Genomic DNA, 12,372 nt, shown 5'->3' with positions numbered 1-12,372 from the left:
TTTATTCCTTTTTTACTTGTTTTTATTTTTGTTGCTTTTCATTTACTTGTTTTTTATTTCATATCCCTTTTTTATTGCTCTATTTTTCAAGTCACTATAATTTAGTATATAATAATTATAACACTATGAATAATTAATACAATATTTTGGAGTGATTTTATGAAAGAGAAATTCTTAATTGGAGAAGTATCTAAATTATTCAATATATCAAAACAAACTTTAAGATATTATGATTCTATAGATCTTTTAAAACCTAATATAATTGATAAAAACACAAATTATAGATATTATACAATAGACCAATTTGAAAAATTAAATACTATAATTTATTTAAAAATTTTAGGTTTTTCGCTAAAAAAAATAAAAAATTATCTCGATAATAGAAGAATTGATAATGCCATTAAACTTTTAGAAGATCAAAAGAATATTATTGATGAAAAAATAAATAATTTGAATCTAATTAAATCCCGTATAGATAAAAAAATAAAATATATTTCTAATGTATATAACACTCAAAATAAAGATATAATAACTTTAAAACTTATAAACAAAAGAAACATTGTATCTATAGATTTAAGAGATACTGAAAATGAATTCGAAGTTGAAATGATTTTAAGCAAAGTTAGAAATTCGCTAAGTTCGAATATTTTTATTTCAAGTTCTCAAATGGGAGTTATAATAGCAAAAGAAAATATTATAAATAATGTTTTTAATAAATTCAAATCTATTTATTTCATAATTGATGATGATATAAAAATAAATAAAGAAATCAAAACTATTGAAGAAAATTATTTCGTAACTACTTTTCATAAAGGCCCTTATTTTGAAACTCATAAAACTTATAAAAAATTAAAAGATTATATTAAAAAAAATAATTTAATCATAAATGGTGATGCTATGGAAATATCTCATATAGATTCTTTTATTGAAGGTAAAGAAAAATATTATATAACAGAAATTCAAATACCAGTAAAATAGAGGAGGATAAAATGAAAATTTTGAATGATAAGTTTAATTTTGCAAATCTACCAACTAAGATAGAATTATTATCGAGATTCTCTGAATTAGTTGGTAAAAATATTTATTTTAAAAGAGATGATCAAACAGGAACTGAATTCAGTGGAAACAAAGTAAGAAAACTTGAGTATCTTATAAAATTTGCAATAGATAAAGGTTATGATTCTTTAATAACTTGTGGAGGAATTCAATCTAATCATGCAAGAGCCACTGCAGCGATTGCTGCAAGAATAGGTTTAAAATGTCATTTGGTGTTGAGAGGTGACGAAAATAGTTCTTTAGATGGAAATCTACTTTTAGATAATCTATTCGATGCCGATATAAAATTTATTAATTCTGAAGAATATTCTCATTCAAGAAATGAAATAATGGAAAATATAACACTAAAATTAAAGAATAAAGGCGAAAAATGTTTTATAATACCTGAAGGTGCTTCTGAAAAAATAGGAAATTTAGGATATATAAATTGTTTATTTGAAATAGTTGAACAAGAGAAAAATATGAATATACAATTTGATAATATAATCACTGCTGTTGGTTCTGGAGGAACTTATAGCGGTCTTTATTTAGGGCATAAAATAAAAGGTATAAAAAATAGAGTTATTGGTATAAATGTTTGTAATAATAGAGAATATTTTTTAAACAAAATTTATGATATTTCTAATCAAACAAAAGAATATTTTGATTTGGATATAACTTTAAAAAAAGAAGATATAAATATTATAGATGGTTATGTTGGAAAAGGATATGCATTATCTTCTGAATATGAAATTGATTTCATAAAAAAAATCTCTAAACTAGAAGGCATAGTACTTGATCCTGTTTATACAGTAAAAGCAATGTATGGACTTTATAAGGAAATAAAAAAAGGAACCTTTAAAAATTCTAAAAATATACTTTTTATAAATACTGGAGGTCTTTTTGGAATTTTTCCACAAAAAAATTTATTTTAATATTTAACTGAGTAAAAACTCAGTTAAATATTATACTGATCAACATTGGAACTGATAATGTTATCAAAACTCCTTGGCCAAAACCTATTAAAGTACTTTCTTTATCAGTATTTTTAGATATAATACCAAGCATAGTATCCATAGATGTAGCCCCAGCAATTGATATAGAGCCAAGGTATGTAAAGTTAGATATTATAGGTATCAATAAAATTGATAGAATCTCTCTTATTACATTCGATGTAAAAGATATTGCTCCTAAAACTGGAGAATATAAATTACTTATCATAACTCCAGACAATGAATACCATCCTAGTCCTGAAGAAGCTCCAAGAGCTTCTTTAAAGCTAAGACTTGTAAATAATGATACCATAGATCCAAATATTAATGTACCACCAATAGTTAAAATAGTTTGTATTATAATAACTTTCAAATTTATTTTTATTTTTTTTAATATTCCCTCTTCAGAACCTATATCAATTCCAACTGAAAATACCAAGAACATTAATAAAATTGTGATTAAATTATCAGGTATAATTATATTAAAATTATATCCACAAATAATACCTAAAGAAATGGCAATTAATAAAAGAATCATTTTTTTATCCCCTTATTACGAAATTTATCATATATTCCGGTAAATAAGACACTTCCAAATATACTAAATACCGCTATAAAAAAAGCTAAAATCCCTATATTAGAAAGTTGAGATATGAGTTCCGAATCATTTCCTATTTCATAACCCATGAAAAAAAGTAATAATAAAGTTATAAATGTAACCGGTTTTAACTTCTTTAAAAAAAGAAATTTTTTGTTTATTCCTAAAATCAAACCCACTACAAAAGCTATAAGTATATATTTTAACAATGTAATCCCTCCATATAATTAATAAACAATATTATTCTATCACATAAATTTTTGATTTATAATTTATCATAAAAAGGGGAGAGAAATTTTGAATGAAAACTTAACTTCTCAAATAAATCTTTTAGAAAAATATATAATAGAAAATATGAAAAAAGAAGATATTCCAGGAATTTCTTATGCAATAATTTTTAATGATGAGGTTGTTTTTGCTAATAGTTATGGCTATTCTGATAAGGAAAATAAAATAAAAACTACATTAGATACTATATTTCCGATATTTTCTAATACAAATCTTTTTACTGCAATAATGTGTATGCACATAAATGAAAAAAATATAATAAATATTGATGATCCAATAAAAAAATATTTAAATGATTTAAATTTAAATCATTTTTTTAAAGATAAAAATCCTTTAAATATTACTTTCAGACATTTAATATCACATACTTCAGGATTACCAAGAGAAGCACCATTGAATTATTGGATAAGTAATAAATTTCCAAGTACAAAAGAAGTTTTTAATAGTATTAATAATATTGAATTAAATTTTAAACCAGGAACTAATTATCATTATTCTAATTTAGGAATAGTTTTATTGGCCAGTATTCTCGAAAAAGTTATAAACATGAACTATGAAGATTATATAGTTCAAGAAATTCTTATACCTCTAAAAATGTTTAATTCTGGATTTGATTTAAAAAAATTAAATAATAATTCTTCTATCTCTAAAATATATACAGAATTAAATTTTGATTCTTTACCAAATATGAATGCATTTAAAAGAAGTGGAGGACTTTATTCAAACATAAAAGATTTATCAAAATTTTTATCTCTTCAATTTAAATACGATTCTAATCAAAATGAAATATTAAATTCAAATACTATTTTTCAAATGCATAAGCCACAATTTATATTAGAAGATTGGAGTGGTGGAATGGGCTTAGGTTGGGCCTTAAATAAAATAAAAAATTATTCTACAATTAGACATTCTGGAGGATTATTAAATGGTGTGAGCTCTAATATTACGGCAATTCCAAAATTAAAATTTGGAACTATAATATTAACAAACAAAGATACACAATATCTTGTAGAAGATTTGGCTTATAAATCTATAGAATATTTAATACCTTTTTTTGAAGAAATTAAGGTTAATAATAATAATAATAAAATTATTTCTCTTAACTTATATGAAGGTTTTTATAAATTTGATTATTTTCCTAATAATTATAAATTTGAAATCAAAGCACTAAATAATACTCTATTAGCTTTTTTTCCAGATGCTGGCCCCTTAAAAAAATTAAATCCAGTAAAATTTATTCCATTGGGTAATGATCATTTTTTAATGAAAAATTGGTTTTTACCTTTTTTCGAAGATGAGCTTTGTCATTTTAAAAAAGATTATTCTGGAAATATTATCGGTATTTATATCAGTGGTTTTTATTCACCAAAATTAAAATGAAGAAGAGAAAAACTCTTCTTCATTTTAATATAAATTGGATATTTTTTTAAAAAAACTATCAATATCATTATTTTCATATACTTCTAATTTCTTTTCTGGCACATAAAAAAAAGATATATCTCCTTTATTTACAATTATTATTTTGCCACCTGCATATGATGGAAGAAAAGCAGCTGGAGTCACTGTTAATGAAGAACCTAAAATTATTAGAAGATCTGAATCTTGTACTTGTTTTTGACATTGATCAAGAGATTTAACCATTTCTCCAAAAAATACTATATCTGGTTTTATAACTCCTCCACAATCACATTTAGGTATATCTTCTGATTTTAATTTTTCTTTTAACACTTCATATGAAAAAAATTTATGACATTCAATACAATAATTATTTATAACTCCACCATGAATTTCTAAAACTTTTTCTGAACCAGCTTTTTGATGTAATGAATCTATATTTTGAGTTATTATAGATTTTATTTTTCCTTCTTTCTCCAATTTTAATAAAAATTTATGTGTAAAAGTTGGTACTGCATTCTCTATAGTTTTTAAAAATTCTCTATGAAATTTATAAAATAAATGAGGGTCTTTTTTAAAATATTCAAAATCAAAAATTCTCTCTGGATAATCTATATCAGCTCTTGTATATATTCCATTAGGTCCTCTAAAGTCAGCAATACCAGCATTTGTAGACATACCCGCACCACTCAATACAGTTATATTTTTTGAATTTTTCAATAAATATACTGTTTTCTCTAAATTATTCATATTTATTCTCCTTTCCAAGAATTGAAAAAATGGAGAGATATTAATATCTCTCCATTAAATTATATCATTATTTATGTAATAAATTTAATAATCCTTTAGCTGCTATTATTGGTCCATTTTCTTCAAAACCAGGAATTCCAAGTTGAGTTTTTATTGCTCCAACTTTTACACCAGAATTTATCATTGCTTCCATATATATTTTAGCTATTTTTTCATGTACTTCTTTTCTTTGAATAGCTCCAAAAGGATTAGCAAAATAACTATAAGTCAATCCTTTTTCTGCTGTAGTTCCTTTTGCCATTCTTGCTCCCTTTGAAAAAATTTCATAAGCATTATCCACATTTTCATAAAAATAAACAGATTCTTCATTTTTATTTATTTTTTCATAATTATTGGCATACAAAAAATAATCTATTTCTGTTGGTTTTATAATATCTTCATAGTTTGAGTATGGAACTATTACTCTTGCATTTATTTCATTTGGGTTCATAAAAATAGATCTATCCATTGCTGAATAAGCATACCCAGGTTGTAAATCATCCAGTCTTACAAAAGCTCCTGTTTCAGTTCCATAAGCAACAATTTTCCCATCTTGTATATCTAATGATCCCATGTCATCGATCAATATATTCACTTCTGAAACTTCTTCTTTTAATCTATTTAGAGCATCTAATGTTTCGGATTTTCCAGCACCAGAATCACCCATAATCATAACATTAAAACTTCTTCCATCTCTTAATTTTATTTGAGCAAGAGCTCCATGTATTGGAATTCTCTTTTCATCTATTACAAGTAAATTATGTATTGTAAGAATCATTTTTTTCATATATCCAAAATAATCTATAGATGGATCATCTCCAACCATTCCAACATAAGTTCCATCTTCTTCTTTATAAATAATTCCATTATAATCATCATTTTCTTCAAAAAAATCATTTTTCATACCAAAAATATATATTCCATCAGGTTTCTTATTATTAACAACATTAAAACTGGCGATTTCAAATAAATTACCAAGTCCTGCCGCATGTGAAAGGTATTCTTTATAAACTATAACATATATTAATTTTGAATTTACATGTATTGGAAATAATAAATAATCATTTAAATTTTCAATTTTCACTTTATCTAATATAGGTCTATCTATTACTTTAAACAATCCTCTTCTTTTATTAGATTTTGTATAAAATATAACAGGTGGTTCAAATACGGTACTCCAAACAAATTTCATATCATATATCCATTGTGCATTTTTAAATTTATATTCTTCTTTTATTTCAGGATTGTCAGTTATAAAACCAACTTGTGCTCCAGATGGTAATTGTCTTAATACTTTTAGTTTAGTTTCATTTATATTTACGAGTATTTGTCTATAAAGTGATAATACTAAACTTTTTAAATCCGCATTATTCTTTACGACCATCATTTGTTTGTTTATTCTATTAAAAGAATCTTGAGTAAATCTACTTTGTTTAACCATAAATCTATGTTTATTTCTCCATGAATTAAAAAGTCTTTCTACAAATTTTATCAATAAATCTTTTCTTGTTCCAAGTTTTGGAAATGCATAATATCCAGATGCATCAATATGTTCTACTGTATTGACACTTAAAGAAATCATTAACTGTATTATTGCATCAATATCATACTTTTCTTCCGGATTCAGTGTATCAAAATCTTTTTTAAATAATTCAAAAAAAGGGTATAAAGAATTCTTCTTTTCTTCTGAATCGTTAATGAGTTCACAAATTAATTCTCTAAAAAATGCTGAATTTAATATTTGAGAGTTTGAATTATATGACACTTCTCCCGGAATAATAAAACTTCTCATAGCTTTCGCCTCCCTGAAATCATAAGTACAAATAAAAGTAACACACTTACCAATTTTATTATACAATTAAAATGTAAATTACGTATTTCAAAGCTTAATATTTGATTAAAAAAGCAATTATATTACTTTTATTAGTTTTTAGTAATACTTGTATTCATTTTATTGACATTTTATATTTTTTTATTTTGTTCTAGACATATTTTTTGATTTTGATTTTTATTTTCTAATAAAAAATCCGGCATATCATAATGCCGGATTCTATTTTATAAACATATCTAAATAATCTAATAATTCTTGAGTTCCTTCTTTTTTAATTGCAGAAACAGGAAAATATTCGTATTGTCCATATTTTGAAAGTATATTTTTTATATTATTTATTTTTTTGTTTTTTTCTGAACTTTTCAATTTATCTGTTTTAGTTAACACTATTATAAAAGGAATTTCCATAGATTTTAACCAAGATACCATCATTTCATCTAATTTCTGAGGTTCATGTCTTGAATCTATTAATATACATACTAATCTTAAAGACTCTCTATTTATGAAGTATTGTTGTAAAAGATTATCCCATTTTTCTCTTTCTTTTTTAGAAACAGCTGCATATCCATATCCTGGAAGGTCCACAAAAAAATCTTTATCATTTATTTTATAATAGTTTATTGATCTTGTCTTACCTGGTTTTCCACTTATTTTTGCTACTTTTATTCCCATAATAGAATTTAAAAGACTTGATTTTCCAACATTAGATCTACCTGCAAAAGCTATTTCAATATTTTCTTCTGGTGGGAGTTGTTTTAATTCATATACAGTTTTAAACAATTTTGCATTATTTATTTTCATTTTCTACTCCTCCAATAAGAGCTATTTCAAGCACTTCCAAAATTTCTTTTGCAAAATTAAACTTTATTTTTCTTCTTATTTCTTCAGGGATTTTTTCTACATCTTTTTCATTTGATTGTGGAATTATAACTTCATATATCCCAGACCTATAAGCTGAAAGAACTTTTTCTTTTATTCCACCTACAGGAAGAACTTTTCCCCTTAAAGTTATTTCACCCGTCATTGCTATATCATTTCTAACTTTTTTCTTTAATATTGAAGATATAATAGCTGTTGTCAAAGTTACTCCTGCTGAAGGACCATCTTTTGGAACAGCTCCTTCTGGTAAATGTATATGAAAGTCATTTTTATCAAATTCTTCACAATATTTTTTATCCATTTTTTCTACTATTTTTCTTGATAAACTTAAAGCTATTTTTGCTGATTCTTTCATTACATCACCAAGTTGACCTGTTGTTATTAATCTACCTTTTCCTGTTATAGTAGCTACTTCTACATCTAATATTACTCCACCATACGCTGTCCAGGCCAACCCAGTCACAACCCCTATATCAGGCTTTTCATTTTTCTTTGAATCAAAAAAAGGAGCTGCACCTAGTGTTTTATGTATATTAGATACTGTTATATTTATTTTTTTGTTCTTTTGAACATATTTCAATGCTGATTTTCTCATTACTTTTGCCATAGTCTTTTCAAGGCTTCTAACTCCAGCTTCTCTCGTATAATTGGTTATTATTTCTTTTACAGCCGTATCTGATATATTAAACTCTTTTTGAGTTAATCCGTGTTCTTTTAATGTTTTTGGTATTATATGTTTTTTTGCTATTTTGAATTTTTCTATGTCAGTATATCCAGATATATATATTACTTCCATTCTATCTCTTAAAGCTGGTGGTATCGTATGTATAACATTAGCAGTAGTAACAAATATTACTTCTGATAAATCTAAAGGAAGTTCAAGGTAATGGTCTGTAAAATCTTTATTTTGTTGTGGATCAAGAACTTCTAATAATGCTGCAGATGGATCTCCTTGAAAAGATGTTCCAAGTTTATCAACTTCATCAAGAACTATCACAGGATTCATGGTACCCGTTTTTCTAATAGTTTCAACTATTCTTCCTGGAATAGCTCCTACATATGTCCTTCTATGCCCCCTTATTTCTGCTTCATCTCTAACTCCTCCAAGAGATATTCTTCCAAATTTTCTTCCGGTAGCATCCGCAATAGATTTACCAAGAGTAGTTTTTCCAACCCCTGGAGCTCCAACAAAACATAATATAGGGGCTTTTGAATTTTTAGATAATTGTCTTACCGATAAAAATTCTAATATTCTTTCTTTAGGTTCTTCAAGACCATAATGATTATTTTCAAGTATCTTTTTAGCTTCTTTTATATTTAAATTATCTTGGCTTTTTTTATTCCAAGGTATTTCTAATATCCAATCAAGATATGTTCTTATAACCGTCGCTTCTGCAGAATATGGAGACATTCTATTCAATCTATCTATCTCTTTTTCAGCTTTTTTTATCACAAAATCAGGATAATCCCCTTCTTTTAATTTTTGCTGTAATTCTTTTATTTCATCATCTTCTTTTCCATCTAATTCTTCTTTTATTGCATTTAATTTTTCTCTTAAATAAAATTCTTTTTGATTTTTTTCTATCTTTTCTCTTACAGTACTTTCTAATGATTCTTCTATTTCTAAAAGTTCTATTTCTCTTGCAAGAATTTCAAGTTCATATTCAAGTCTTTTCTTAGTTTCTTGTATTTCAAGCATTTTTTGTTTCTCATCAAGATCTACAGGCATTATTGAAGCTACTAAATCACTTATTATTTCTGGCTCTGAAGTTTCTTCAATAGCTAAAATAGCCTCTTGAGGAAATTTTTTAGTTAATTCCATATATTTTTTTAATAATTCTTTTATCTTTCTAACAAGTGCTTCAATTTTTTTATCTGTTTTCAAATCACTATTATACATTTCTATTTCAAACATAAAAATTTTTTTACTTTCTACAGTTTTTTTTATTTTTGCCCTTTTTATACCTTCAACTAAAACTTTATAATCTCCATTTGGTAATTTACTAAGTTGAACTATTCTCGCAACAGTTCCAACTCTATATAAATCTTTTACCTTTGGTTCTTCTTCTTCTATTTTTTTCTGAGATACTAAAAATATATAATTTTCATATTTCTCTAATGATTCTTCTAAGGCTTTTATTGATTTCTCTCTTCCAACAAACATGGGTATCACTGTATTCGGATATATAAGCATTTTTGCCCTTGTGGCTATTGCTGGTAATTTATCAGGTATGTTTTTTTTATTAGTTTCATCTATATACTTATCTATAATTTCTTTTTTTTCAGACATTATTCCACCTCCATTATGCTTTTTTACCTATAGTTCTAATATAAGCTATATTTCCAGTTTTTACCTCTATTTCAACCTCATCAGAGATAGCTTCATTACTTATTCCAAGAGGCGTATATTCATCTAAATTATAATCTTTTAATTTATACTTAAAACCTACTAAACTTATACCTTCTACTTTACCACCGATTTGTATTATAGACCATGTCTCACCTTTTATTGCTTTTAAAGTTTTTTTACTTTTTATTATTCCTATTTCTATGTCTTCTTCTCTTATGATAGCATTTAAATTATCATATTTTGCTATTAAATATATGGAAGCTATTGTTTGATCTATTCTTGTACCTGTGACATTAGAAAGTACTACATCTTTAATTCGTAAATCATTAGCTAAAATTAATGCTAATTCTGTATCTATTTCATCTTTCTCAGAAGGATATTTTAATATTTTCACTTTATTTTTTTTTGCCCATTCAATATCTTCAGTCTTTGCTGAATCCATATCTCCTATTAAATAATCAGGAATAAAATTCATTTTTTTATATATTTTAATTCCAGAATCACATGCTATATTTATATTTGCTTTTTTTATGTTTTTTAAATAAAAATCATCAGAACTATAATTATTACCACCAGATATTATATATATTATTTGTTTCACCTACTTTCTTAAATTAACTCTTTAATTGTTTTATATATGTTATTTAATATCAAAATTGGAGTCATATAATTTGATGTATATTCTTCTTGTAACTTTCTTCCTGTTTTATATAGTATATAAGTAGATATTATTGAAGATTCCATCAAATTACAACCTTGAGCTGAAAATCCTCCTATCAAGCCAGATAAAAGATCTCCAGTTCCACCTTTAGATAAAAAACTTCCTCCCAAAACATTAAAATAAGTATTTTGGGAATCTGTTATTATATTCGTTGAATTTTTATACAAAATATTGCAATTTAAATTTTTACTTAATTCTTCTATTTCATACACAGTCTTTATTTTTTGATCTGTAAATTTTTTTATTTCTCCAGGATGAGGAGTTATTAGAATATTTTTTCTAAGTTTTTTATTTTTTATTGCATATAAAGCATCGGCATCTAATATTATTTTTTTCTCCGTATAATTATCTATTATTTCATTAACAAATTCTATTGAATTTTTTGTTATACCTGGTCCAATTATTATAGTATTTGCAGCTTTAAGGTCTTTATTTATAATTTCTAAGTCTTCTTTTTCAAAATAATCTTTATCTAAACTTCGATAAATAACAGATGGTTCTATATTTATTATACTTTCAGTTCTATTTGGAGTTATCAATTGAACCATACCTGCACCACTTTTTATTGCCCCTAAAGCTGTTAAAACAGAAGCTCCCGGATATTGGACACTACCAGCCAATATGCATACTTTTCCATAAGTGAATTTGTTTGAATTCTCTTTTCTTAAAGGAAAAAAATTTTTTACTTGTTCTTCATTTACGAGCTTTCTAGTATATCTTTCTTTAAAAAAAGATAATTCTACCAATTTTAAATTACCTATATAATCAATTGCTGGGTACATTATATGACCTATTTTAAGATACCCAAAAGTTATTGTTATATCAGCTTTAAAAGCATCTCCCATAATTTCTCCAGTATCGGAACATATTCCTGAAGGTATATCAACTGATATTTTTTTACAATTTATATTATTTAATTTATCTATCAATATTTTGGTATCTTCTCTCAATTCACCTTTTAAACCATTTCCAATTAAACCGTCTATTATTATATCATAATCGCCTATGCTTTCAATTCCCACAAAGTTAACATTATAATTCTTAGCTATTTCTATTTGTTTTTTCATTCCAAGACTACATTTTTCATAAGTACCATTCAAATAAGCATCAGCTTTTATACCAAAATTTTTTAAAAGTCTTATAGTAGCAAGAGCATCTCCACCATTATTACCAGTACCACATATTGCTATAACTTTTTTAGGATTTAAATCTTTTATTATTTGATAAATTGAAAAAGCTGCTTGTTCCATCAATGTTTCTTCTTTTATTCCAGTTTGTATAGTTTTTAAATCTGTTCTTTTAATTTCTTCAGAATCTAAAATATACATAAATACGCCGTTATATAAACTTAATAACTATTATAGTCTTATATAACGTCTTCCCTCCTTAATTTAATTTTTATAGTATCTTTCTAAATTCTAAAAACGTTTATTTAAAGTAATTTTAAACGATGTTAAAAGGGATATTTACCTCCATAGGTTATAATTAAATTGT

11 protein-coding genes are annotated in these 12,372 nt (G+C 25.1%); 3 read left to right on the top strand and 8 right to left on the bottom strand.

Translation table 11 applies throughout. The features are described from left to right. Window positions 1-159: 159 nt before the first annotated feature. Together PWP28_RS13160 and PWP28_RS13155 are read left to right on the top strand one after the other, a co-directional pair. Window positions 160-978 (top strand): MerR family transcriptional regulator, encoded by an 819-nt coding sequence (locus PWP28_RS13160; RefSeq protein WP_109603788.1) that lies wholly within the window; start codon window positions 160-162, stop codon window positions 976-978. 11 nt (window positions 979-989) lie between these two features. Beyond that, complete coding sequence (locus PWP28_RS13155) at window positions 990-1,970, top strand: D-cysteine desulfhydrase family protein (protein ID WP_264149893.1); 981 nt, start codon at window positions 990-992, stop codon at window positions 1,968-1,970. 19 nt (window positions 1,971-1,989) lie between these two features. On the opposite strand, the gene PWP28_RS13150 is transcribed toward PWP28_RS13155, so the two are convergent. Together PWP28_RS13150 and PWP28_RS13145 are read right to left on the bottom strand one after the other, a co-directional pair. Further along, window positions 1,990-2,565 carry a lysine exporter LysO family protein gene (locus PWP28_RS13150; RefSeq protein WP_109603786.1) on the bottom strand — a complete coding sequence of 192 codons (576 nt, stop codon included), beginning with the start codon at window positions 2,563-2,565 and terminating at the stop codon, window positions 1,990-1,992. Next, entirely contained in the window at window positions 2,562-2,834 is a 273-nt protein-coding gene (locus PWP28_RS13145; protein WP_158274744.1) for a LysO family transporter, read from the bottom strand. The genes PWP28_RS13150 and PWP28_RS13145 overlap by 4 nt, the downstream gene beginning before the upstream one ends. An 88-nt stretch (window positions 2,835-2,922) precedes the next feature. Here PWP28_RS13145 and PWP28_RS13140 point away from each other — a divergent pair, with 88 nt between their 5' ends. Further along, on the top strand, window positions 2,923-4,293 hold the full coding sequence (locus PWP28_RS13140) for a serine hydrolase domain-containing protein (protein ID WP_308644943.1): 1,371 nt from the start codon (window positions 2,923-2,925) through the stop codon (window positions 4,291-4,293). Window positions 4,294-4,317: 24 nt separating this feature from the next. Here the strand turns inward: PWP28_RS13140 and PWP28_RS13135 are convergent, their stop codons facing one another. The 6 genes from PWP28_RS13135 to PWP28_RS13110 all read right to left on the bottom strand — a co-directional run bounded on the left by PWP28_RS13135 (window position 4,318) and on the right by PWP28_RS13110 (window position 12,206). Next, the gene (locus tag PWP28_RS13135; protein ID WP_264149891.1) at window positions 4,318-5,058 is read right to left on the bottom strand and encodes a Sir2 family NAD-dependent protein deacetylase; all 741 of its coding nucleotides are present in this window, start codon (window positions 5,056-5,058) and stop codon (window positions 4,318-4,320) included. A gap of 67 nt (window positions 5,059-5,125) precedes the next feature. Continuing rightward, entirely contained in the window at window positions 5,126-6,889 is a 1,764-nt protein-coding gene (locus PWP28_RS13130) for an ATPase (RefSeq protein WP_308644942.1), read from the bottom strand. Between the two features lie 258 nt (window positions 6,890-7,147). Further along, window positions 7,148-7,729, bottom strand: a complete 582-nt coding sequence (gene yihA, locus PWP28_RS13125) for a ribosome biogenesis GTP-binding protein YihA/YsxC (protein ID WP_109603781.1) — start codon at window positions 7,727-7,729, stop codon at window positions 7,148-7,150. Continuing rightward, a complete protein-coding gene (gene lon / locus PWP28_RS13120; RefSeq protein ID WP_109603780.1) occupies window positions 7,716-10,097 on the bottom strand; it encodes an endopeptidase La in 2,382 nt (793 codons plus the stop codon). Before lon ends, yihA begins: the two co-directional genes overlap by 14 nt. 13 nt (window positions 10,098-10,110) lie before the next feature. Beyond that, the gene (locus tag PWP28_RS13115) at window positions 10,111-10,758 is read right to left on the bottom strand and encodes a thiamine diphosphokinase (protein WP_308644941.1); all 648 of its coding nucleotides are present in this window, start codon (window positions 10,756-10,758) and stop codon (window positions 10,111-10,113) included. Between the two features lie 8 nt (window positions 10,759-10,766). After that, the gene (locus PWP28_RS13110) at window positions 10,767-12,206 is read right to left on the bottom strand and encodes an NAD(P)H-hydrate dehydratase (protein ID WP_109603778.1); all 1,440 of its coding nucleotides are present in this window, start codon (window positions 12,204-12,206) and stop codon (window positions 10,767-10,769) included. Window positions 12,207-12,372: the final 166 nt, after the last annotated feature.

Origin of the sequence: Oceanotoga sp. (assembly GCF_030445905.1) — a bacterium.
GTDB classification, from domain to species: Bacteria; Thermotogota; Thermotogae; order Petrotogales; family Petrotogaceae; genus Oceanotoga; species Oceanotoga teriensis.
Note: the sequence above shows the minus strand (reverse complement) of the source record. Positions and strands in the feature narration are given on the sequence as shown.